The following is a 21969-nucleotide window of genomic DNA, read 5'->3' as shown; positions in this document are numbered from 1 at the left end:
ATGAATAGAGTATAACAAACAATTCTAGAAAAACATCGGATAACCTCTTCGATATGAGAAAAAAATACAAAAAAACCACAACCAAGAAGTTGTGGTTTTTGCCATCCAAAACGATTAACGTTTTGAGAACTGAGGTGCACGACGAGCGCCTTTAAGACCGTATTTTTTACGTTCTTTCATACGAGCGTCACGAGTCAGAAGACCAGCACGTTTAAGTGTTGCACGGTATTCTGGATCTGCTTCAAGCAAAGCACGAGCGATACCGTGACGGATTGCTCCAGCTTGACCAGATAAGCCGCCTCCATGTACGTTTACTAAAACATCATAAGTACCAGCTGTTTCAGTTAAAGTTAATGGTTGTTTGATATCTTCGATTAGAGCCGGAGATGGAATGTGCTCGCTGATTTCACGATTATTAACGACGATACGACCTTCTCCTGGAACTAAGCGCACACGCGCTACAGAACTTTTACGACGGCCAGTACCGTAATATTGAACCTGTGCCAAATTGGTAACCTCCTTTTTAATTAACCGCGAAGTTCGTAAACTTCAGGTTTTTGTGCTTCATGTGGATGCTCAGAACCACGGTATACGTTCAATTTCTTGAACATTTGACGACCTAGAGAACCTTTTGGAAGCATGCCTTTGATAGCAAGCTCAAGCATTTTCTCAGGGTAGTTTGTACGCATTTCAAGAGCTGTTCTTGATTTCAGACCGCCTGGGTGCATTGTGTGACGGTAGTAGATTTTATCAGTTAACTTTTTACCAGTTAACTCGATTTTTTCAGCGTTGATGATGATCACATGATCTCCAGTATCAACGTGCGGTGTGTAAGTCGGTTTGTGTTTCCCGCGAAGGATAGATGCAACTTCTGTAGAAAGACGTCCTAAAGTCTTGCCTGCTGCATCAACAACTAACCACTTGCGTTCAATAGTACTTGCGTTAGCCATAGGTGTTGTACGCATTTAATTCCCTCCTAAATGATCTGTCATTTTTTCATAAACTTCTGTTACGTTCTATTTCACAACACAATAAGTTCCGGGGCTTATCGTGGGGTTGAAATACATACCATATGATATCTTATAACTTTATGCAGACTCTGTCAAGAAAATGTTACACCTGGTTTAGTTGTCATAGCAGACGCTCCATAAATACAGTCCGTGCCCCGGTGCGGTGCGCCCCGCGGCTTCGCGATCCTTCGCTTTGAGCATTGCTTTTACATCATCGGGAGAAAATTTTCCAGCTCCTGTATCCAATAACGTTCCGGCAATGATTCTGACCATATTATAGAGAAAACCATTTCCGGTGATCCGCATCTGCAGGCCGTCTTCGGTCTCAGTCCAATCCAGCTCGTAAATCGTTCTGACCTTATCCTGAACCGCGGTATCAGCCGCGCAAAAGCTTGTGAAATCATGTGTCCCGATGAGGTGCCTTGAAGCTTCCCTCATTTTCTGCACATTAAGCTGATATGCAAAATGGTAAGCGTAATGTCGTTTAAATACGTCCGGGTGTTTCTCCGTATATACAAAGTAGCGATATTCCTTTTGGACCGCGCTAAATCGTGCATGGAACCCATCATCCGCAATCTCTGCTGTTTTGACGGCAATATCATCAGGCAGCAGGGCATTGAGCGCAAACGGCCATTTCTCAGCCGGGATGGACAGCGGCGTATCAAAATGAATGACCTGCCCGGCAGCATGAACATCGCTGTCCGTGCGGCCCGATGAGATGACAGGCACCCTGCCATCCGTTTTGTGGATGACGGCCAGCGCTTTTTCCAATTCACTTTGAACGGTCCGCTTTCCAGGCTGAACCTGATATCCGTTAAATAAATGCCCGTCATAAGCAATGGTACATTTCACTCTCATTCAGCAGCACCTCTAACTTCTTAAGAAAAACAATAACACGGCTAATACGATGATGAGCAGAATAGCTCCGGTATCCTTTCCGGTCCAGACGAGCTTTCTGTATTTCGTTCTCCCCTCACCGCCCTGGTAGCCTCTCGCCTCCATGGCGACCGCAAGCTCTTCCGCGCGTTTAAAGGCGCTGACAAACAGCGGGACAAGCAGCGGAACAACCGCTTTGATTCTGTCTTTCACCGGGCCGCTTGTAAAGTCCGCACCCCTCGCCATTTGCGCCTTCATGATTTTATCTGTCTCTTCCATTAATGTCGGGATAAATCGCAATGATATCGACATCATCAATGCGAGTTCGTGTACAGGCAGCTTCACCTTTTTAAAAGGATTCAGGAGCTGCTCCATTCCATCCGTTATTTCAATCGGCGTTGTTGTCAGCGTCAGCAGCGTCGTCATAAAGATAAGGTAAACGAAACGGAGGGAGATAAAAATCCCCTGTATAAGTCCGCCCTCATACACTTTAAACCAGCCAAGCTGAAAAATGACAGATCCTTCATGCGTCATGAAAATGTGTAATAAAAAGGTAAACGCCACAATCCAGATAATCGGCTTAAGCCCCTTCAGCAAAAAGCTGAACGGCACTCGTGTTAAGGCGATCACCCCGAATGTAAACAAACCGAGCAAAGCGTACGTCTGTACGTTGTTTGCCAAAAAAACGATACATACAAAAAGAAAGATGCTGACAAGTTTTGTTCTCGGGTCCAATCGGTGAATAAGCGATGATCCGGGAACATACTTTCCGATAATCATGCTGTCCATCATTGATCCTTTTCCTCCTGAAAGAAAGCCTTAATTTCACTGGCGGCATCCTGCAGGGTCAGCATGGGTTTCTCATACTTGACTCCGAGAGCCTTCTCAAGCCGTCTCTGAAACTTCACCGACTCAGGAAGATCCAGTCCCATTTCGGCCATCTCTTCACCTTTTACAAACAAGTCACGCGGACTTCCCGTCGCTTTAATGGTTCCTTTGTGCATGACGATCATTTCGTCAGCATAGCGGGCGGCGTCCTCCATGCTGTGGGTGACGAGAACGGTAGTCAGGTTTCCCCGCTGATGAAGCGCATAGAACATGTCCATAATGTCCTGGCGCCCTCTCGGATCAAGACCGGCCGTCGGTTCATCCAAAACCAGCACTTCCGGCTCCATCGCGAGAACGCCGGCAATCGCCACTCTGCGCATCTGGCCGCCGCTGAGCTCGAACGGTGAACGATCCAAAATGTCTTCCGGAAGGCCCACAAGCCCCAGCATTTCTTTTGCTTTCCGTTCAGCGTCTTCTTTTTTTACACCGAAATTCATCGGTCCGAATGCGATGTCCTTCAGCACAGTCTCTTCAAACAGCTGATGTTCGGGAAATTGGAAAACGATTCCGACTTTTTTTCGCAAAGTCTTAAGGTCTTTATTTTTTTTACCGGCTGCCAGAATCGTGCTCCCGAGCTCAAGCTGTCCTTTAGTCGGTTTCAGCAAACCGTTTAAATGCTGCAGGAGCGTCGATTTGCCCGACCCTGTATGCCCGATGACGGCAACGTAGCTGCCCTCTTTTATCACGGCATTGATATCATACAGAGCAAGCCGTTCAAACGGTGTCTTCATTTGATAGCGGTGTTCTACATCTTTGATTTTAATGTCCACAGCTCATTCACCAGCCCTTCCTGAGTCAGATGGTTTTTCGTTAACGCCAGTCCGCTTTCTTTCAAAAGCAGGCTGAGCTGGAATGAGAAAGGCAAATCAAGACCGATGCGAACCAAGTCTTCATTTAATTTAAAAATCTCTTCAGGCGTGCCCTCTGCATATTTCCTGCCGCCGTTCATCACAATGATCCTGTCCGCCCTTGCGGCTTCTTCCAGGTCATGTGTTATCGAAATGACGGTGGCCATGCCCTGATCTTTTAAGCGTCTGACAGTATCAAGGACTTCTTCTCTCCCAATCGGGTCAAGCATGGATGTCGCTTCATCCAAAATCATAATATCAGGACGCGCGGCAATAATTCCCGCGATCGCCACTCTTTGTTTTTGACCTCCGGAGAGATGGTGCGGCTCTTGATCAAGAAAATCCTGCATATTGACTTGTGTGACAGCCCAATCTACTCTCTCAATCATTTCTTCGCGCGGAACACCATTGTTTTCTAAACCAAAAGCCACATCATCGCGAACAGTCGTTCCGACAAATTGGTTATCGGGATTCTGAAAGACCATCCCTATTTTTTTCCGCACATCCCACACGGTATCCTCAGTCAGCTTGATGCCGCCGACTTCAATTTCTCCGGCCTCAGGCAAAATCAGCCCGTTCAGCGCTCTGGCCAAAGTCGACTTCCCTGAACCGTTGTGACCTACGATAGCAAGCCATTCTCCTTCATATACCTCCAGACTCACACCGTCCAGCGCCGGTCTTTCTGCATCTTTGCGGTAGCGGAATAGAATGTCTTTTACGGATATAAGCTGTTTTTGATCCACGGGCGCCTGACCTCCTCTCAGCTATAGCTCTGCTTTTCTGTCTCATGATAAAAAGTTCTGATATCTAAAAAAAGGGCATAGATCCAGTTAGAAACTGTCCCGCCCTTCTTTAGATACACAAAAATATGTGATTAAACCAATTCGATGATTGCCATTGGTGCACCGTCACCACGGCGAGGACCAAGCTTCATAATACGTGTGTATCCGCCTTGGCGCTCCTCGTAACGAGTTGCAATGTCAGAGAATAATTTTTGAAGTGCATCTTGGTTATTTTCTTCATTAGCAACCTCGTTGCGAATGTATGCAGCAGCTTGACGACGAGCATGCAAGTCACCGCGCTTACCAAGAGTGATCATCTTTTCAACAACAGAGCGAAGTTCTTTCGCACGTGTTTCAGTTGTTTCAATTCTTTCGTTGATGATCAAATCTGTTGTAAGATCACGAAGCATAGCTTTACGCTGTGAACTCGTACGTCCTAGTTTTCTGTATGACATGTGATGTCCCCTCCTTTAATGGAATGCTGTTTCTAATTAAAAAACACACGAAAATCCTAGTTCACATGGAAACTAGATCAATCGTCTTTGCGAAGGCCGAGTCCAAGTTCTTCAAGTTTCGCTTTCACTTCTTCAAGTGATTTGCGCCCCAGGTTGCGAACTTTCATCATATCTTCTTCCGTCTTGTTCGCAAGTTCTTGAACCGTGTTAATGCCCGCACGCTTCAAGCAGTTGTAAGAACGGACAGAAAGATCAAGTTCCTCAATCGTCATTTCAAGAACTTTTTCTTTTTGGTCCTCTTCTTTTTCAACCATGATTTCAGCATGCTGAGCTTCGTCAGTTAAACCGACGAATATATTAAGGTGTTCAGTTAAAATCTTTGAACCGAGAGCAATTGCTTCCTTCGGTCCAGTGCTTCCGTCAGTCCAAACATCAAGTGTAAGTTTGTCATAGTTTGCAACCTGGCCTACACGAGTGTTTTCTACCTGATAAGATAAACGAGAAACTGGCGTAAAGATTGAATCGATCGGAATCACGCCGATTGGCTGATCGTCTCTTTTGTTCGAATCAGCAGGTGTATACCCACGTCCTCTTTGTGCAGTAAGGCGAACTCGGAAACTCGCATTCTCACCAAGAGTCGCGATATGAAGATCCGGATTAAGGATTTCAACATCGCTGTCGTGTGTAATATCAGCTGCTGTGACAGTTCCTTCGCCCTGTACATCAATTTCAAGCGTCTTCTCTTCATCAGAGTAGATTTTCAATGCAAGCTTTTTAATGTGCAAGATTATCGTTGTAACATCTTCCACAACGCCTTCGATTGTCGAGAATTCGTGCAGTACACCATCTATCTGGATCGATGTTACAGCGGCACCAGGGAGTGAGGATAAGAGGATACGACGTAAGGAGTTACCCAGAGTTGTACCATATCCACGCTCAAGCGGCTCTACGACAAACTTACCAAATTTGGCATCGTCGCTGATTTCAACCGTTTCGATTTTTGGTTTTTCAATCTCGATCATTACTTAAAACCCTCCTTCAAAACGTCGAAACCTCGAATAGAATCATATGAGATTCCATCCGAAATTCCCCATTGTTTAGTCCCGTATGTGCTCAGGCAACGAGTCGGTGCATTCGTTTCATAAATAACTGTATCATAACCCATTATTGACAGGGACACAAAATCTATACAAACAAATTACACGCGGCGACGTTTTGGTGGACGGCATCCATTATGAGGAACAGGAGTTACGTCTCTGATAGCTGTAACTTCAAGTCCGGCAGCTTGTAAAGCACGGATTGCAGCTTCACGGCCAGAACCTGGTCCTTTAACAGTTACTTCAAGAGTTTTAAGTCCGTGTTCGATTGAACCTTTAGCAGCTGTTTCAGCAGCCATTTGCGCAGCAAAAGGAGTCGATTTACGAGAACCTCTGAATCCTAGAGCTCCGGCACTTGACCAAGAAAGAGCATTACCATGAGTATCAGTGATCGTAACGATCGTGTTGTTGAAAGTTGAACGAATATGAGCGATTCCTGACTCAATATTCTTTTTCACGCGACGTTTACGCGTGTTTTGTTTACGAGCAGCAGCCATTGTTTAGGTACCTCCCTTACTTATTTTTTCTTGTTAGCTACAGTACGACGCGGACCTTTACGAGTACGCGCATTGTTTTTAGAGTTTTGTCCGCGAACAGGCAAACCTCTGCGATGGCGGATTCCGCGGTAGCTTCCGATTTCGATCAGACGCTTGATGTTAAGAGAAACTTCACGGCGAAGGTCACCTTCTACTTTCAGTTTGTCAATAACATCACGGATTTTACCAAGTTCTTCTTCAGTAAGATCACGCACACGAGTATCTTCAGAAACACCAGCCTCTTTCAAGACTTGCTGAGCCGTTGTGCGGCCAATTCCGAAGACATATGTTAAAGAAATAACAACACGTTTGTCACGTGGGATATCTACACCAGCAATACGAGCCATTCTCTGGGCACCTCCTTATTAATTATCCTTGTTTTTGTTTATGCTTTGGATTTTCACAGATCACCATTACTTTTCCTTTTCTGCGAATAACTTTACATTTCTCGCAGATTGGTTTAACTGATGGTCTCACTTTCATGTGTTTCCAACCTCCTTCAGTTTCCGGAGTGCTTTATTTGTAACGGTACGTAATCCTGCCACGAGTTAAGTCATATGGAGATAATTCTACCGTAACTTTGTCTCCAGGTAAAATGCGAATGAAGTGCATGCGGATTTTACCAGATACGTGAGCCAAAACCGTATGGCCATTTTCGAGTTCAACTTTGAACATCGCGTTTGGCAGAGTTTCGACTATCGTACCTTCCACTTCAATTACATCGTCTTTCGCCATTCAAGTGTTCTCCCTTCTTCAAATCAGTAACTTGCTCTCTGACAAATTTCAAAAGAGAAAATCTCAGTTATCCGTTTGTCACACGCCCTGTTTCGTTTATACTGTTCTGAACTTCCGGAGATACGCAATCATAAAGGGTGAATGATTGATATTCTTTTTCTAAGGAGAATGAAATGTACGCTTTTCTCCGTCTGCTTTAGTACACGATGATGAATCTTCATTCCGATGACAGCAGCTAGCCGGTTTTTCTTCCGACCAATTGTAAACCTACAATCTGCCCAGGTGCGGAATGAAAAACATGTGTCATGGAATTCATTTCATCATCTAGACTTTTGTCAGTATATCAAAACCCGTTTCCGTAATCGCAATCGTATGTTCAAAATGAGCACACTTTTTCCCATCTACCGTTACAACCGTCCAGTTATCAGCCAATGTTTTCACATACCGGCTGCCAGCGTTAACCATCGGTTCTATAGCGAGAACCATACCAGGCTTCAGCCTAGGTCCTTTGTTTGGCGGACCGTAATGAGGAATTTGCGGATCCTCATGCAAGTCTTGACCAACACCATGTCCGACATACTCCCTAACAACTGAAAACTGCTCATTTTCGACATACGTTTGTATTGCGTGGGAAATATTCGACAAACGTTCACCTGGTTTTGCTTCCTTCAAGCCTTTATATAAAGACTCCTCTGTCACTTCCAGCAGTCGTTTATCATCATCACTGATGTTTCCTACCGGATATGTCCAAGCAGAGTCACCATGATAACCATTTAATTTAGCACCGATATCAATGCTGATAATGTCACCGTCACGCAAAACCCTTTTACCAGGAATTCCGTGAACGAGTTCTTCATTAACTGATACACAGATGCTCCCGCGAAACCCATTATACCCCTTAAAAGATGGGATTGCACCCTGCTTCTCAATAAAACGTTCGGCAATTTGATCCAATTCTTTTGTCGAGATTCCTGGTTTAATGTGCTTTTTCATCTCTTCATGAGTCAAAGCCACGATTCGCCCTGCTTCCCGCATGATGCTAAGCTCACGAGGGGTCTTACAGATAATCATTTGCTCAATCCTCCAAGAAGCTCTTTCACATCTTTGTACACGTCGTTAATGTCCTGCTGGCCATTGACGTTGACAAGATACCCTTTCTCAGAATAAAAATCGAGTAAAGGCTGAGTCTGCTTCATGTTGACCTCAAGCCGTTTTGAGACGGTTTCCTCATTATCATCTGCCCGTTGATAAAGGTCTCCTCCGTCTTTATCACAAACACCCGGCGTTTTCGGCGGATTGAAAACCAAATGATAGGTTGTGCCGCAAACACTGCAAATTCTGCGTCCAGTCAAACGTTCCATTAAAGAGTCTTTGTCTACTTTAATGTTAATGACATAATCAATCGGCTTGCCGTATTCCTCAAGAATGTTTTCAAGAGCTTCAGCCTGAGCGACTGTTCGCGGAAATCCGTCCAGAAGAAAACCTCTTTCACAATCATCTTTGCCGAGTCTTTCTTTGACAATGCCGATTGTGACTTCGTCCGGTACGAGCTCGCCTTTATCAATATAAGACTTTGCTTCGAGTCCGAGTGGTGTTTCTTCTTTCATAGCAGCACGGAACATATCTCCCGTTGAGATATGAGGTATCCCATAATCCTCAACAATTCGTTCTCCCTGTGTGCCTTTACCGGCTCCAGGAAGTCCCATTAAGACTAAGTTCATTCGGATTTCCCCCGTCCTCTCTTATTAAGAGGAATGGTTAAAACCAGTCCTCTAATTTTTCATAAATCCTCGGTAATTACGTTTCACTAACTGGCTCTCCAGCTGCTTCATTGTCTCCAAGGCTACCCCGACGACAATTAACAATGATGTTCCGCCAATCTGTGCACTTTGAGGCAATCCAGCGAATTGAATGAAAAAGATAGGAAGAATGGAAATCACGGCTAAGAATATAGAACCCACAAACGTAAGTCGATACAAAATGCTCGTAATTCTATCTTGAGTCATTTTCCCTGGACGAACCCCCGGGATATAGCCACCCTGTTTTTTAAGGTTATCAGCCATTTGTTCAGGGTTTACCTGCACAAAAGCATAGAAGTACGTAAAGGCGATAATTAATGCGACATAAACCGTCATGCCCACCGGATGTGTATTGTCAAAGTTGGCTTGAATCCACTTTGTCACATCGTTTTCTCCGAAAAATGACGCGATAGTACGCGGCGTAATAAGGAACGCAACCGCAAAGATTACCGGAATAACCCCTGCCGGATTCACTTTAAGCGGAAGGTGAGTTGACTGGCCTCCGCCAACAGGTGAACGACCTTGCCCTTTTGCATATTGAATCGCGATTTTGCGTACGGCCTGCTGAATGAAAATAACACCAACAATAACGGCCAAAATCGCAATCACCAGTAAAGCGATTTTTACAATATGAATAAACAGCTGATCGCTGCTGCCGACAAATTGAGTCTCATAAATCTGCCCAACAGTTTTCGGAATACTAGCCACAATCCCCGCGAAGATGATGATCGAAATTCCGTTACCTACTCCATTGGAAGTAATTTGTTCTCCCAGCCACATTAAAAAAGCAGTTCCTCCAGTGAGTACTAAAGCAATAATCAGATATGTCGATATGCCGGATTTTTCAATCAGCATACCGTTTGCCAGGTTGTTAAACCCGTAAGACATACCTAATGCCTGGATAAAACCAAGCACAATCGTAAAATATCTCGTGAACTGAGCTAATTTACGGCGGCCGACTTCACCTTGCTTAGACCACTCGGTAAACTTCGGCACAACATCCATCTGAAGCAGCTGAATGATGATCGAAGCAGTGATGTAAGGTGTAATTCCCATCGCAAAAATGGAGAACTGATAAAGCGCACCGCCGCCAAATGTGTTAAGGAGATCAAAAACCCCCATCGAACTTTGTGTCTGCAACGCCTGAGCATTTACATATGGCACAGGGATAAACGCACCTATGCGAAAGACGATAAGCATGAGTAATGTAAAAATGATTTTATTCCGAATATCACTCACACGCATAAAGTTGGAGATTGTCTTAAACAAGTTAGATCACCTCAGCTGTACCGCCAGCAGCTTCAACAGCTTCTTTCGCAGAAGCAGAGAATTTATTGGCTTTTACAGTTAATTTTTTCTCTAATTTACCGTTGCCAAGAATCTTTACTCCTGCATTAAGTTTGCTAATAACACCAGTCTCAAGAAGAAGTTCAGGAGTGACTTCCGTTCCTTCCGCAAAACCGTTCAATTTGTCTACGTTCACAATAGCGTATTCCTTACGGTTGATGTTTGTAAAACCGCGCTTAGGAAGACGTTGGAATAAAGGCATTTGTCCCCCCTCGAATCCAGGGCGTACACCGCCGCCAGAACGAGCGTTTTGACCTTTGTGACCTTTACCAGCTGTTTTACCGTTACCAGAACCAATACCACGACCTACGCGATTGCGTACTTTACGTGAACCTTCTGAAGGCTTTAATTCATGAAGTTTCATTAGGACACCTCCTTAGCCTATAATTTATTTTTATTGTTCTTTAACAGAAACTAGATGAGATACTTTATTAATCATACCGCGGATCGCAGCGTTATCTTCATGAACGACAGTTTGGTTTGTTTTCTTTAAACCAAGTGTTCTTACAGTAACGCGCTGATCTTCCGGGCGACCGATTACACTGCGTTTGAGGGTAATTTCTAATTTAGCCATTAATGTTCCCTCCTTATCCTAACAGTTCTTCTACAGATTTTCCACGAAGCTTCGCAACGTCTTCGGCACGTTTAAGCTCACTTAAACCTTGAAGTGTTGCACGGATCATGTTGATCGGTGTGTTAGAACCTAAAGACTTAGAAAGGATATCAGCAACGCCAGCAAGCTCAAGTACCGCACGTACAGGGCCTCCAGCGATAACTCCAGTACCTTCAGAAGCAGGTTTCAACAAGATATTGCCTGCACCGAAACGTCCGATGATTTCGTGTGGAATCGTAGTTCCAACCATTGGTACTTCAATCAAATTCTTTTTCGCATCTTCAACAGCTTTGCGGATTGCTTCAGGTACTTCTTGTGCTTTACCAGTACCGAAACCTACGTGACCGTTTTTGTCACCGACAACGACTAGAGCTGCGAAACGGAAACGACGACCACCTTTAACAACTTTCGCTACGCGGTTAACCGTAACTAAGCGTTCTTCTAACTCTAATTTGCTTGGGTCAATACGACGCATAATCATGTGTCCCTCCTTTTTTTATTAAAATTTCAGTCCGGCTTCACGAGCTGCATCGGCCAGAGCTTTTACACGTCCATGGTATAAGTATCCGCCGCGGTCAAATACTACGTCAGAAACACCTTTCTCAGAAGCGCGTTTCGCAACGAGTTCACCGACTTTAGCAGCAGCAGCGCTGTCACCAGTGCTTTCCACGTTCAAATCTTTATCGAGAGTAGAGGCACTAGCAAGTGTAACACCATTTACATCATCGATGATTTGAGCATAAATGTGTTTGTTTGAACGGAACACATTCAGACGAGGTCTTTCAGCTGTGCCTGAAAGTTTAGCACGAACACGGGCATGTCTTTTTTGACGAGCAGCATTTTTGCTAGTTTTCGTAATCATCCTTAGGTCACTCCTTTCTTCACTTTAAGCGGTCTTACTTAGCAGATTTACCTTCTTTACGGCGAACAACTTCACCTTCGTAGCGGATTCCTTTACCTTTGTAAGGCTCTGGAGAACGTACAGCGCGGATGTTAGCAGCGATAGCTCCTACACGCTCTTTGTCTGTACCTTTTACAACTACTTTAGTTTGAGAAGGAACTTCGATTTCGATGCCCTCTTCAGGAACGATCTCAACAGGGTGAGAGTATCCAACGTTTAAAACAAGTTTGTTTCCGGATTTAGCCGCACGATAACCGACACCGACTAATTCCAAACCTCTTTCAAATCCTTTAGATACGCCTTCAACCATGTTTCCAAGCAGACTGCGAGTCGTACCATGCAGCGCACGGTGCTCTTTGTGATCAGAAGGACGAGTAACTGTAAGCACGTTGTCCTCAATTTTGATTTCCATATCAGGATGGAAAGTACGAGTTAATTCTCCTTTTGGTCCTTTTACAGCTACAGTGTTGCCTTCGTTCAGCGTTACTGTAACTCCAGAAGGGATCTCAAGCAGTTTTTTACCTACACGAGACATACTAAAACACCTCCATTCTTGTTAAACTTCTTACCAAACGTATGCTAGAACTTCTCCACCAGCTTGTTTTGCACGAGCTTCTTTGTCCGTTAAAACACCTTGTGATGTAGAAATAATCGCGATTCCAAGACCGTTAAGTACGCGAGGTACTTCATTTGATTTAGCGTATACACGCAAACCTGGTTTGCTGATTCTTTTAAGACCAGTGATAACGCGCTCGTTGTTTTGTCCGTATTTCAAGAAAACGCGGATGATACCTTGTTTGCTGTCTTCTACGAACTCAACGTCACGAATGAAACCTTCACGCTTTAAAATGTCAGCAATTTCTCTTTTCAATTTAGAAGCAGGAATTTCAAGCTTCTCATGACGTACCATGTTTGCATTGCGAATACGAGTCAGCATATCTGCAATTGGATCTGTCATAACCATTATATAATTACCTCCTTCCCATTCTTGGGGATTACCAGCTGGCTTTTTTCACGCCAGGAATTTGTCCTTTATATGCAAGCTCACGGAAACAAATACGGCAAAGTTTAAATTTACGAATGACTGAGTGCGGACGTCCGCAGCGTTCACAGCGAGTGTACTCTTGCACTTTAAACTTTGGTGTACGTTGTTGTTTCGCAATCATTGACTTTTTAGCCACGATTTCGCCTCCCTTTCATTGATTATTTCTGGAACGGCATACCTACTTGAGTTAATAGCTCACGAGCCTCTTCGTCAGAGTTAGCAGTCGTTACGATAACGATGTCCATTCCGCGAACCTTTGTTACTTTATCGTAGTCAATTTCAGGGAAGATTAACTGTTCTTTGATACCAAGAGTGTAGTTTCCGCGACCGTCGAAAGATTTCTTAGAAATCCCGCGGAAGTCACGTACACGCGGTAAAGATACAGAAATAAGTTTATCAAGGAAATCATACATGCGCTCTCCGCGAAGAGTTACTTTCGCACCGATAGGCATTCCCTCACGAAGACGGAATCCAGCAATTGATTTCTTCGCACGAGTAACGACAGGTTTTTGACCTGCGATAAACGTTAATTCTTCAACAGCACTGTCGATTGCTTTTGCGTTTTGAACAGCATCACCGACACCCATGTTGATTACGATTTTTTCGATTTTTGGCACCTGCATAACAGAGTCGTAGTTGAACTTCGTCATTAAAGCAGGTGAAATTTCTTTATTGTACTTTTCTTTAAGGCGGTTCATGAGATAGACCTCCCTTCCTTTAAATACTATTTATCTAAGACTTGCCCAGATTTTTTTGCAACACGAACTTTTTTGCCATCTTCCACTTTGTATCCTACGCGAGTCACTTCACCTGTTTTAGGATCGAGCGGCATAACGTTTGATACATGAATTGGCGCCTCTTGATTAGAAATACCGCCTTGAGGGTTTGCTTGAGTTGGTTTAGAGTGCTTCTTCACCATGTTTACGCCCTCAACTAGAACGCGGTCCTTTTTAGGGAAAGCAGCAAGGATCGTACCTTGTTTGCCTTTATCTTTACCAGAGATAACCATTACTTTATCGCCTTTTTTCACATGCATCCTGATCGCACCTCCTTGAGTAAGGCATTTATTTCATTAGATAACTTCTGGAGCCAGAGAAACAATTTTCATGAAGTTGTTTTCACGTAATTCACGGGCAACCGGTCCGAAGATACGAGTTCCACGCGGGCTCTTGTCGTCACGGATGATAACACATGCATTCTCATCGAAGCTGATGTATGATCCGTCAGTTCTGCGTGCTCCGCTTTTTGTGCGAACGATAACAGCTCTTACGACTTCACCTTTTTTGACAACGCCTCCTGGTGTTGCTTGTTTAACCGTGCAAACAATTACATCACCAATGTTAGCCGTTTTACGTCCAGAACCGCCAAGAACTTTAATAGTAAGTACCTCACGCGCACCGGAGTTGTCAGCAACTTTTAAACGAGTCTCTTGTTGAATCATTATTTGTTACCTCCCTTCGGAAAAAGAATTCCGAACTTTATTAGATAATAACAGCTTCTTCGACAACTTCTACTAGACGAAAACGCTTAGTTGCAGATAATGGACGAGTTTCCATGATCTTTACGATGTCTCCGATTTTAGCTTGGTTATTTTCATCATGTGCTTTGAATTTCTTTGAGTATTTTACGCGTTTACCGTAAATAGGATCCTTTTTGTATGTTTCAACAACAACAGTGATGGTTTTATCCATTTTGTCAGAAACAACACGGCCTTGGTAAACTTTGCGTTGGTTACGTTCGCTCATGCTCACGACCTCCCCTCAGTGATTATTTGTTGGCAGCAATTTCTCTTTCACGAATCACAGTTTTCATGCGCGCGATAGCTTTGCGCACTTCACGAATGCGAGCAGTATTTTCAAGTTGTCCTGTCGCTAATTGAAAGCGAAGATTGAAAAGTTCTTCTTTAAGAGACTTTACTTTTTGTTCAATTTCAGCAGTGGTAAGGTCACGAATTTCATTAGCTTTCATTTGATTCACCACCAATTTCTTCACGTTTTACGAACTTCGTTTTAATTGGCAATTTGTGAGATGCAAGACGAAGAGCTTCACGAGCTACCTCTTCAGACACACCAGAAATTTCAAATAAAACTTTGCCCGGTTTTACAACAGCTACCCAGCCTTCAGGAGCCCCTTTACCGGAACCCATCCGTACCTCAAGCGGTTTAGCAGTGTAAGGTTTTGAAGGGAAAATTTTAATCCAAACTTTACCGCCACGTTTCATGTAACGAGTCATCGCAATACGTGCAGCTTCGATTTGGCGGTTCGTGATCCAAGAAGCTTCAAGAGCCTGGATACCGTACTCACCAAAATGTACTTCAGTACCGCCTTTAGCGCGACCGCGCATTTTTCCGCGATGCTCTCTGCGATATTTAACGCGTTTTGGTAATAACATATTATTTTCCTCCTTCCTCAGTTTTCTTCTTAGTAGGAAGAACCTCTCCACGATAGATCCAGACTTTTACACCAAGCTTACCGTAAGTTGTGTCAGCTTCAGATGTTGCATAGTCGATGTCAGCACGTAAAGTGTGCAATGGAACAGTTCCTTCACTGTAGTATTCAGAACGAGCGATATCAGCTCCGCCAAGACGGCCGGAAACCATTGTTTTCACACCTTGTGCTCCAGCACGCATAGTGCGTTGGATTTGTTGTTTCTGCGCACGGCGGAAAGAAATACGGTTTTCTAGTTGACGAGCGATGTTGTCAGCTACAAGCTGAGCATCAAGATCTGCTCTTTTGATTTCAAGAATGTTAATGTGTACACGCTTGCCAGTAAGGCTGTTAAGGGCTTTACGAAGTGCTTCAACTTCAGATCCGCCTTTACCGATTACCATACCAGGCTTAGCAGTGTGGATCGTAATGTTAACGCGGTTTGCTGCACGCTCGATTTCTACTTTAGAAACAGAAGCGTCAGAAAGGCGTTTGCTAATGAATTCACGAATTTTTAAATCTTCGTGCAGGAAGTCAGCGTAATCTTTACCAGCGTACCACTTAGATTCCCAATCACGAATGACTCCGATACGAAGACCGACTGGATTTACCTTTTGACCCACTACTTATCCCTCCTTCTTTTCTGATACAACGATTGTAATGTGGCTCGTACGTTTGTTGATTTGGCTCGCACGTCCCATAGCACGCGGGCGGAATCTTTTTAACGTTGGGCCTTCGTCAACAAATGCCTGAGAAATAACCAGATTGTTAGCGTCCATCTCGTAGTTGTGCTCAGCATTTGCGATAGCAGATTTTAAAACTTTTTCGATGATCGGAGAAGCAGCTCTCGGAGTTAGGTTCAAGATAGATACTGCTTCGCCTACTTGCTTACCTCGAATCAGGTCCATTACTAGACGTGCTTTACGAGGAGCAATACGGACTGTTCTTGCAACAGCTTTAGCTTGCATTTAAAAGCCTCCTCTCTTAGCGTCTTGTTTTTTTATCGTCACTGGCGTGGCCTTTGTAAGTACGAGTCGGTGCGAATTCGCCCAACTTGTGGCCTACCATGTCTTCAGAAATGAATACAGGCACGTGTTTACGTCCGTCATATACTGCGATAGTGTGACCGATAAATTGTGGGAAAATAGTTGAACGGCGAGACCAAGTTTTTACAACTTGTTTCTTGTCCGTTTCATTTAATTTCTCGATTTTTGTCATCAAGTGTCCATCGACAAATGGTCCTTTTTTCAAGCTGCGAGCCATTTTGGAACCTCCCTTCGTGATTGCACTACGGTCCGAAATGAACCGTAGACAACCCCGTTATTTATTTTTACGACGACGTACGATAAATTTATCAGATTTGTTCTTTTTCTTACGTGTCTTGAATCCAAGAGTCGGTTTGCCCCAAGGAGACATTGGTGATTTACGTCCGATTGGCGCGCGACCTTCACCACCACCGTGCGGGTGATCGTTAGGGTTCATTACAGAACCGCGGACTGTAGGGCGGATGCCTTTCCAGCGAGAGCGTCCTGCTTTACCAACGTTGATAAGTTCGTGCTGCTCGTTACCTACTTGACCGATAGAAGCGCGGCAAGCAGAAAGGATCATGCGAACTTCACCAGAGTTAAGACGTACAAGAACGTATTTGCCTTCTTTACCAAGAACCTGAGCAGATGTACCAGCTGAACGTACAAGCTGTCCGCCTTTACCAGGTTTTAATTCAATGTTATGCACAACTGTACCAACAGGGATGTTGATAAGCGGAAGTGCGTTACCTACTTTGATGTCAGCTTCAGGGCCGGACATGATTTCAGTACCTACTTGAATTCCTTTTGGTGCAAGAATGTAACGTTTTTCTCCGTCTACATAGTTGATTAGTGCAATGTTAGCTGAACGGTTTGGATCGTACTCAACTGTAGCAACGCGTCCAGGTATACCATCTTTATCGCGTTTGAAGTCGATAACACGGTATTGGCGTTTGTGTCCGCCACCTTGGTGACGTACAGTCAATTTACCTTGGTTGTTACGTCCGCCTTTTTTGTGAAGGGGCGCAAGCAAGGATTTTTCCGGCTGGTCAGTCGTGATTTCAGCAAAATCTGAAGTTGTCATGCCACGACGTCCGTTAGAGGTCGGTTTATACTTTTTAATCGCCATTTTGAATTTCCCTCCTTCTTTTTACAGATAATTAAGCTTCAAAAATTTCGATTTCTTTGCTGTCTGCAGTAAGTTTTACGATCGCTTTTCTGCGACGGCTAGTCATACCAGTGTAGCGGCCGACACGTTTTGATTTCCCTTTGTAGTTCATGATGTTGACTTTGTCAACTTTCACTCCAAAGATACTTTCAACTGCATCTTTCACTTCTGTTTTATTAGCTCTTACATCAACTTCAAAAGTATATTTTTTTTCAGTCATTAAATCAGCAGAACGTTCAGTAATGACGGGGCGCTTAAGAACATCACGAGGATCTTTCATTATGCAAGCACCTCCTCTACTTTTTCAACCGCAGCTTTTGTAATCAGAAGCTTCTCGTGGTTGACAACGTCTAACACGTTGATTCCGTTAGCTTGAACAACTGTAACTCCAGGGATGTTGCGTGCAGAAAGAGATACTGCTTCGTTTGCATCCGCAGTTACGATTAAAGCTTTTTTCTCAACAGATAATCCTTTAAGGACAGCTGCCATTTCTTTTGTTTTAACCGTATCAAGAGTAAGATCTTCAAGAACAATAATGTTGTTGTCGTTCACTTTAGAAGACAATACTGATTTGATTGCCAAGCGGCGAACTTTTTTAGGTAATTTGTAAGAATAGCTGCGTGGTGTTGGGCCGAATACGACACCACCTCCGCGCCATTGCGGTGAACGGATTGAACCTTGACGGGCACGACCTGTACCTTTTTGACGCCATGGTTTGCGACCTCCGCCGCGTACTTCAGAACGATTTTTTACTTTGTGAGATCCTTGACGTAAGGAAGCTCTTTGCATAAGAATAGCGTCGAATACTACGCTCTCATTTGGCTCAATTCCAAATACAGAAGCGTTTAATTCGATATCACCAGCAGTAGAACCGTTTTGGTTGTATAATGCTACTTTTGGCATGATCAATTTCCTCCTTTCCTAAGAGACTTATTTAGATTTAACAGCACTTTTAACAGTGATTAAAGCTTTTCTCGCACCAGGTACGTTACCTTTAATCAAAAGAAGATTGCGCTCAGCATCTACTTTTACGACTTCAAGGTTTTGGACAGTGATTTGATCTCCGCCCATGCGTCCAGGTAATAGTTTACCTTTGAATACACGGTTAGGATCTACAGGTCCCATTGAACCAGGACGACGGTGGTAGCGTGAACCGTGAGACATAGGTCCGCGAGATTGTCCGTGGCGCTTGATTGCACCTTGGAAACCTTTACCTTTAGATACTCCTGTTACATCTACGATTTCTCCTGCAGAGAAAATTTCAACCTTGACTTCCTGACCAATTTCATACGCATCCATATCCACGCCGCGTAATTCTTTAACGAAGCGCTTAGGAGCAGTTTCCGCTTTTGCAACGTGTCCTTTTTCCGGTTTGTTTGAAAGCTTTTCGCGCTTATCGTCAAAACCAAGCTGGATCGCTTCATAGCCATCATTTTCAGCTGTTTTCTTTTGAAGAACAACGTTTGGAGCTGCTTCAATAACAGTTACCGGGATAAGATCACCGTTCTCTGCGAATACTTGCGTCATACCAATTTTTCTTCCTAAGATTCCTTTGGTCATTCGTCACACCTCCTATTAAGATCATTCTATATTTTAGAATTAAAGTTTGATTTCGATATCGACACCAGATGGTAAGTCTAATCGCATGAGAGCATCAACAGTTTGTGGTGTTGGGTTCACAATGTCGATTAAACGTTTATGTGTACGCATTTCAAATTGCTCACGAGAATCTTTGTATTTGTGCACCGCACGAAGGATTGTGTAAACTGATTTTTCAGTTGGCAACGGAATCGGACCAGATACGCTGGCACCAGAACGTTTTGCCGTTTCAACAATCTTCTCTGCAGATTGATCAAGGATTCTATGATCATATGCTTTTAAACGAATACGAATTTTTTGTTTTGCCATTATTTTCCCTCCTTTTCGCCTACATCACGTTAGACAGTTCTCCGTGAGAAAAACCTGATCACCTTGCCATGGCAAAGCGGCCGGGTGTGTCAGCAACCTCTCACTTCATCGCAGTCAAAGACCAACATACACTATTATACAGAAAATAGACGCATGTTGCAAGGTTTATTTAAAGAACCTTGTGGTTTTCACACTTTGATTATTATACAGGTGATACCATGATTAATCAAGGATATGACTGTTTTCTTTCAGAGATGGAACGATGCGAACCGGCTGACAACTTCGGCAAAGCGATCCGGTTCCTCCAAGTGAGGCGAATGGGCTGAGTTCTCAAACCAATGCCATTCTTTATACGGCGTATCAACCTTCTGATAATATTCATAAGACGTCGTCCCCGGAACCGTCAAATCGTATCTCCCTGACATAAAACAGCACGGTATTACAATAGAAGAAACTGATTCCCCTGCATCAAAGGAAATGAGATCCTCCCACAGGTGTTTCAGGCTGAACATTTGTCCCCGCGCGGCTAAGAAGCTCCCTCTCACACCGTACGGTTCACCAAACAGCATTCGCCCCCCTGCTTTAAGAGCGCCGATCGGATGATGGGTAAAGCCCCCTCCCCTCATCTCGATACAAAGCAGAAACAACGTTCGCTGCAGCATTTTCTCCCATGGAGGTGCTCCGATAAAGCTCAGCGTCTTTTCCAGCAGGATATGTTTGTGTTGCCTGCTCCATTCCATCATCAGCCGGTAAGCTTCCGTTTCTTCCTTTTGAATATTAACCACCTGACTGATACCGATATACGCATAATACAAATCAGGTTTCTCTTGAAGAACATGAAGCGCCAGAACTGAGCCCCACGAATAGCCGGCGATATATATTTTTTGCCTGCTGAATTGCTCGCATAAGCGTTCGGTCAGCTGAATGGTGTCAGCTGTCAGCTGATCCAAAGTCATAGATGAACCCGGAATCTCCTTTGAATAAGAGAGACCCGCCCCTCTCTGATCCCAGTTCACAACGGTGAAATGCTTTTCCAGCTTATTCTGGTATTTTCTCGCATAGCCGATTTGAGGCGTGCCGGGACCGCCGTGCAAAAACAAAAGCAGCGGATTACTCCTGTCATCACCATTAATCATAATGGTTTGTTCACTGCCATTAATCAGCAATTGCTGAAGCATTGAAATACGATTGGTTTTCTTGAAGTTATCGTCCATCGGTCTTCTCCTAAAATTTGTATACGTTCTATTATACATGGAATCAGCGGGGAAACAAAAAAACGAGGCCCCATAAGGGACCCCGCATTAATGAACGAGTCGATTACTCAGTGATTGTAGAAACAACGCCTGAACCAACTGTACGTCCGCCTTCACGAATAGAGAAACGAGTTCCTTCTTCGATAGCGATTGTAGAGATAAGTTCAACGATCATTTCAGTGTTATCTCCAGGCATAACCATTTCTACGCCTTCTGGAAGATTGATGATACCAGTTACGTCAGTTGTACGGAAGTAGAACTGAGGACGGTAGTTAGAGAAGAATGGAGTATGACGTCCACCCTCTTCTTTAGAAAGAACGTAAACTTCAGCTTTGAATTTGCTGTGTGGAGTGATTGTACCTGGTTTAGCAAGTACTTGTCCACGTTGGATGTCTTCACGAGCTACACCGCGAAGAAGTGCACCGATGTTGTCTCCAGCTTCAGCGTAGTCAAGAAGCTTACGGAACATTTCAACACCTGTAACAGTTGTTTTGCTGTTTTCTTCTTGAAGACCGATGATTTCAACTTCGTCACCGACTTTAACTTGTCCGCGTTCTACACGGCCAGTAGCAACTGTACCACGACCAGTGATTGAGAATACGTCCTCAACTGGCATCATGAATGGTTTTTCAGTGTCGCGTTCTGGAGTTGGGATGTACTCATCAACTGCAGCCATAAGTTCAAGAATTTTTTCTTCGTACTCAGCATCGCCTTCAAGAGCTTTAAGAGCAGAACCTTTAACAACTGGTACATCATCACCAGGGAAGTCGTATTCGCTAAGAAGATCGCGAACTTCCATTTCAACAAGCTCAAGAAGCTCTTCGTCGTCTACCATGTCGCATTTGTTAAGGAATACTACGATGTATGGTACACCAACGTTTTTAGAAAGAAGGATGTGCTCACGAGTTTGCGGCATTGGGCCATCAGCAGCAGATACTACAAGGATAGCTCCGTCCATTTGCGCAGCACCAGTGATCATGTTTTTAACATAGTCAGCGTGTCCTGGGCAGTCAACGTGTGCATAGTGACGAGTGTCAGTTTCGTACTCAACGTGTGCAGTAGAGATTGTGATACCGCGCTCACGTTCTTCTGGAGCACCATCAATTTGATCGTACGCCATAGCTGTACCTTTACCAGATTTCTTATGAAGTACTGTTGAGATAGCAGCAGTTAATGTTGTTTTACCATGGTCAACGTGTCCAATTGTACCGATATTGGCATGTGATTTGGAACGGTCGAATTTTTCTTTAGCCATT

General features: G+C 44.0%; 38 protein-coding genes and 1 pseudogene. All 39 read right to left on the bottom strand.

Annotation, left to right across the window (positions count from 1 at the left end):
- Nucleotides 1–114: 114 nt before the first annotated feature.
- The 39 genes and pseudogenes from rpsI to tuf all read right to left on the bottom strand — a co-directional run bounded on the left by rpsI (nucleotide 115) and on the right by tuf (nucleotide 21968).
- Nucleotides 115–507, bottom strand: coding sequence for a 30S ribosomal protein S9 (gene rpsI / locus ACWJJ5_RS18715; protein ID WP_003225846.1), 393 nt, complete (start codon nucleotides 505–507; stop codon nucleotides 115–117).
- Nucleotides 508–527: 20 nt separating this feature from the next.
- Nucleotides 528–965, bottom strand: coding sequence for a 50S ribosomal protein L13 (gene rplM, locus ACWJJ5_RS18710; protein ID WP_003156556.1), 438 nt, complete (start codon nucleotides 963–965; stop codon nucleotides 528–530).
- 159 nt (nucleotides 966–1124) lie between these two features.
- Nucleotides 1125–1868: a tRNA pseudouridine(38-40) synthase TruA gene (gene truA / locus ACWJJ5_RS18705; protein ID WP_454022610.1), complete on the bottom strand. Its 744-nt coding sequence runs from the start codon at nucleotides 1866–1868 to the stop codon at nucleotides 1125–1127.
- Nucleotides 1869–1880: 12 nt separating this feature from the next.
- Nucleotides 1881–2678: an energy-coupling factor transporter transmembrane component T family protein gene (locus tag ACWJJ5_RS18700; RefSeq protein ID WP_014304219.1), complete on the bottom strand. Its 798-nt coding sequence runs from the start codon at nucleotides 2676–2678 to the stop codon at nucleotides 1881–1883.
- Nucleotides 2675–3544, bottom strand: coding sequence for an energy-coupling factor ABC transporter ATP-binding protein (locus ACWJJ5_RS18695; protein WP_014416754.1), 870 nt, complete (start codon nucleotides 3542–3544; stop codon nucleotides 2675–2677). Before ACWJJ5_RS18695 ends, ACWJJ5_RS18700 begins: the two co-directional genes overlap by 4 nt.
- Nucleotides 3520–4365: an energy-coupling factor ABC transporter ATP-binding protein gene (locus ACWJJ5_RS18690; RefSeq protein ID WP_007615256.1), complete on the bottom strand. Its 846-nt coding sequence runs from the start codon at nucleotides 4363–4365 to the stop codon at nucleotides 3520–3522. Before ACWJJ5_RS18690 ends, ACWJJ5_RS18695 begins: the two co-directional genes overlap by 25 nt.
- Before the next feature lie 131 nt (nucleotides 4366–4496).
- Entirely contained in the window at nucleotides 4497–4859 is a 363-nt protein-coding gene (gene rplQ, locus ACWJJ5_RS18685; RefSeq protein WP_003156550.1) for a 50S ribosomal protein L17, read from the bottom strand.
- Between the two features lie 77 nt (nucleotides 4860–4936).
- Nucleotides 4937–5881 (bottom strand): DNA-directed RNA polymerase subunit alpha, encoded by a 945-nt coding sequence (locus ACWJJ5_RS18680; RefSeq protein ID WP_003156549.1) that lies wholly within the window; start codon nucleotides 5879–5881, stop codon nucleotides 4937–4939.
- Between the two features lie 176 nt (nucleotides 5882–6057).
- Nucleotides 6058–6453 (bottom strand): 30S ribosomal protein S11, encoded by a 396-nt coding sequence (gene rpsK / locus ACWJJ5_RS18675; RefSeq protein ID WP_007410409.1) that lies wholly within the window; start codon nucleotides 6451–6453, stop codon nucleotides 6058–6060.
- Nucleotides 6454–6473: 20 nt separating this feature from the next.
- Complete coding sequence (gene rpsM / locus ACWJJ5_RS18670) at nucleotides 6474–6839, bottom strand: 30S ribosomal protein S13 (protein ID WP_003156545.1); 366 nt, start codon at nucleotides 6837–6839, stop codon at nucleotides 6474–6476.
- A 22-nt stretch (nucleotides 6840–6861) separates the two neighbouring features.
- The gene (rpmJ, locus tag ACWJJ5_RS18665; protein WP_003156543.1) at nucleotides 6862–6975 is read right to left on the bottom strand and encodes a 50S ribosomal protein L36; all 114 of its coding nucleotides are present in this window, start codon (nucleotides 6973–6975) and stop codon (nucleotides 6862–6864) included.
- Nucleotides 6976–7008: 33 nt separating this feature from the next.
- On the bottom strand, nucleotides 7009–7227 hold the full coding sequence (infA, locus tag ACWJJ5_RS18660) for a translation initiation factor IF-1 (RefSeq protein ID WP_003156508.1): 219 nt from the start codon (nucleotides 7225–7227) through the stop codon (nucleotides 7009–7011).
- Nucleotides 7205–7487 (bottom strand): annotated as a pseudogene (locus ACWJJ5_RS18655) (KOW domain-containing RNA-binding protein). The gene infA and the pseudogene ACWJJ5_RS18655 overlap by 23 nt, the downstream one beginning before the upstream one ends.
- A gap of 64 nt (nucleotides 7488–7551) precedes the next feature.
- Nucleotides 7552–8298 (bottom strand): type I methionyl aminopeptidase, encoded by a 747-nt coding sequence (gene map / locus ACWJJ5_RS18650; RefSeq protein WP_003156505.1) that lies wholly within the window; start codon nucleotides 8296–8298, stop codon nucleotides 7552–7554.
- Nucleotides 8295–8948: an adenylate kinase gene (locus tag ACWJJ5_RS18645; RefSeq protein ID WP_007410407.1), complete on the bottom strand. Its 654-nt coding sequence runs from the start codon at nucleotides 8946–8948 to the stop codon at nucleotides 8295–8297. The genes map and ACWJJ5_RS18645 overlap by 4 nt, the downstream gene beginning before the upstream one ends.
- A gap of 51 nt (nucleotides 8949–8999) precedes the next feature.
- Nucleotides 9000–10295, bottom strand: a complete 1296-nt coding sequence (gene secY / locus ACWJJ5_RS18640; protein ID WP_003156501.1) for a preprotein translocase subunit SecY — start codon at nucleotides 10293–10295, stop codon at nucleotides 9000–9002.
- 1 nt (nucleotide 10296) lies between these two features.
- Nucleotides 10297–10737, bottom strand: a complete 441-nt coding sequence (rplO, locus tag ACWJJ5_RS18635) for a 50S ribosomal protein L15 (protein ID WP_003156499.1) — start codon at nucleotides 10735–10737, stop codon at nucleotides 10297–10299.
- Between the two features lie 30 nt (nucleotides 10738–10767).
- Nucleotides 10768–10947, bottom strand: coding sequence for a 50S ribosomal protein L30 (gene rpmD / locus ACWJJ5_RS18630; RefSeq protein WP_003156497.1), 180 nt, complete (start codon nucleotides 10945–10947; stop codon nucleotides 10768–10770).
- Nucleotides 10948–10960: 13 nt separating this feature from the next.
- Nucleotides 10961–11461 (bottom strand): 30S ribosomal protein S5, encoded by a 501-nt coding sequence (gene rpsE / locus ACWJJ5_RS18625; RefSeq protein WP_003328273.1) that lies wholly within the window; start codon nucleotides 11459–11461, stop codon nucleotides 10961–10963.
- Nucleotides 11462–11485: 24 nt separating this feature from the next.
- The gene (gene rplR / locus ACWJJ5_RS18620) at nucleotides 11486–11848 is read right to left on the bottom strand and encodes a 50S ribosomal protein L18 (protein WP_003156492.1); all 363 of its coding nucleotides are present in this window, start codon (nucleotides 11846–11848) and stop codon (nucleotides 11486–11488) included.
- A gap of 34 nt (nucleotides 11849–11882) precedes the next feature.
- Complete coding sequence (gene rplF / locus ACWJJ5_RS18615; RefSeq protein WP_003156490.1) at nucleotides 11883–12422, bottom strand: 50S ribosomal protein L6; 540 nt, start codon at nucleotides 12420–12422, stop codon at nucleotides 11883–11885.
- Nucleotides 12423–12452: 30 nt separating this feature from the next.
- Complete coding sequence (gene rpsH, locus ACWJJ5_RS18610) at nucleotides 12453–12851, bottom strand: 30S ribosomal protein S8 (protein WP_003156489.1); 399 nt, start codon at nucleotides 12849–12851, stop codon at nucleotides 12453–12455.
- 31 nt (nucleotides 12852–12882) lie between these two features.
- Nucleotides 12883–13068 (bottom strand): 30S ribosomal protein S14, encoded by a 186-nt coding sequence (rpsN, locus tag ACWJJ5_RS18605; protein ID WP_003156488.1) that lies wholly within the window; start codon nucleotides 13066–13068, stop codon nucleotides 12883–12885.
- A gap of 22 nt (nucleotides 13069–13090) precedes the next feature.
- Entirely contained in the window at nucleotides 13091–13630 is a 540-nt protein-coding gene (gene rplE / locus ACWJJ5_RS18600; protein WP_003156487.1) for a 50S ribosomal protein L5, read from the bottom strand.
- A gap of 26 nt (nucleotides 13631–13656) precedes the next feature.
- Entirely contained in the window at nucleotides 13657–13968 is a 312-nt protein-coding gene (gene rplX, locus ACWJJ5_RS18595; protein WP_003156486.1) for a 50S ribosomal protein L24, read from the bottom strand.
- A 36-nt stretch (nucleotides 13969–14004) separates the two neighbouring features.
- Nucleotides 14005–14373 carry a 50S ribosomal protein L14 gene (gene rplN, locus ACWJJ5_RS18590; RefSeq protein ID WP_007410404.1) on the bottom strand — a complete coding sequence of 123 codons (369 nt, stop codon included), beginning with the start codon at nucleotides 14371–14373 and terminating at the stop codon, nucleotides 14005–14007.
- 40 nt (nucleotides 14374–14413) lie between these two features.
- Entirely contained in the window at nucleotides 14414–14677 is a 264-nt protein-coding gene (rpsQ, locus tag ACWJJ5_RS18585; protein WP_003156484.1) for a 30S ribosomal protein S17, read from the bottom strand.
- A gap of 22 nt (nucleotides 14678–14699) precedes the next feature.
- On the bottom strand, nucleotides 14700–14900 hold the full coding sequence (rpmC, locus tag ACWJJ5_RS18580; protein ID WP_003156482.1) for a 50S ribosomal protein L29: 201 nt from the start codon (nucleotides 14898–14900) through the stop codon (nucleotides 14700–14702).
- On the bottom strand, nucleotides 14890–15324 hold the full coding sequence (gene rplP / locus ACWJJ5_RS18575) for a 50S ribosomal protein L16 (protein ID WP_003156478.1): 435 nt from the start codon (nucleotides 15322–15324) through the stop codon (nucleotides 14890–14892). The genes rpmC and rplP overlap by 11 nt, the downstream gene beginning before the upstream one ends.
- A gap of 1 nt (nucleotide 15325) precedes the next feature.
- Nucleotides 15326–15982 (bottom strand): 30S ribosomal protein S3, encoded by a 657-nt coding sequence (gene rpsC / locus ACWJJ5_RS18570; protein ID WP_003156476.1) that lies wholly within the window; start codon nucleotides 15980–15982, stop codon nucleotides 15326–15328.
- A 3-nt stretch (nucleotides 15983–15985) separates the two neighbouring features.
- Entirely contained in the window at nucleotides 15986–16327 is a 342-nt protein-coding gene (gene rplV / locus ACWJJ5_RS18565) for a 50S ribosomal protein L22 (RefSeq protein ID WP_003156475.1), read from the bottom strand.
- A gap of 16 nt (nucleotides 16328–16343) precedes the next feature.
- The gene (rpsS, locus tag ACWJJ5_RS18560) at nucleotides 16344–16622 is read right to left on the bottom strand and encodes a 30S ribosomal protein S19 (RefSeq protein WP_003156472.1); all 279 of its coding nucleotides are present in this window, start codon (nucleotides 16620–16622) and stop codon (nucleotides 16344–16346) included.
- Nucleotides 16623–16679: 57 nt separating this feature from the next.
- Nucleotides 16680–17513, bottom strand: coding sequence for a 50S ribosomal protein L2 (gene rplB, locus ACWJJ5_RS18555; RefSeq protein ID WP_003156470.1), 834 nt, complete (start codon nucleotides 17511–17513; stop codon nucleotides 16680–16682).
- A gap of 31 nt (nucleotides 17514–17544) precedes the next feature.
- Nucleotides 17545–17832 carry a 50S ribosomal protein L23 gene (gene rplW, locus ACWJJ5_RS18550; protein WP_003156467.1) on the bottom strand — a complete coding sequence of 96 codons (288 nt, stop codon included), beginning with the start codon at nucleotides 17830–17832 and terminating at the stop codon, nucleotides 17545–17547.
- The gene (rplD, locus tag ACWJJ5_RS18545; protein WP_003156466.1) at nucleotides 17832–18455 is read right to left on the bottom strand and encodes a 50S ribosomal protein L4; all 624 of its coding nucleotides are present in this window, start codon (nucleotides 18453–18455) and stop codon (nucleotides 17832–17834) included. The genes rplW and rplD overlap by 1 nt, the downstream gene beginning before the upstream one ends.
- A gap of 27 nt (nucleotides 18456–18482) precedes the next feature.
- Complete coding sequence (gene rplC / locus ACWJJ5_RS18540; protein ID WP_003156465.1) at nucleotides 18483–19112, bottom strand: 50S ribosomal protein L3; 630 nt, start codon at nucleotides 19110–19112, stop codon at nucleotides 18483–18485.
- A gap of 39 nt (nucleotides 19113–19151) precedes the next feature.
- Nucleotides 19152–19460 (bottom strand): 30S ribosomal protein S10, encoded by a 309-nt coding sequence (rpsJ, locus tag ACWJJ5_RS18535; RefSeq protein ID WP_003156464.1) that lies wholly within the window; start codon nucleotides 19458–19460, stop codon nucleotides 19152–19154.
- A 248-nt stretch (nucleotides 19461–19708) separates the two neighbouring features.
- Nucleotides 19709–20674 carry an alpha/beta fold hydrolase gene (locus ACWJJ5_RS18530; RefSeq protein WP_454022609.1) on the bottom strand — a complete coding sequence of 322 codons (966 nt, stop codon included), beginning with the start codon at nucleotides 20672–20674 and terminating at the stop codon, nucleotides 19709–19711.
- Nucleotides 20675–20777: 103 nt separating this feature from the next.
- Complete coding sequence (gene tuf / locus ACWJJ5_RS18525) at nucleotides 20778–21968, bottom strand: elongation factor Tu (RefSeq protein ID WP_003156451.1); 1191 nt, start codon at nucleotides 21966–21968, stop codon at nucleotides 20778–20780.
- Nucleotide 21969: the final 1 nt, after the last annotated feature.

The sequence above is a fragment of the Bacillus sp. JK74 genome, assembly GCF_053663395.1.
This window is presented reverse-complemented; position numbering and strand designations above follow the sequence as displayed.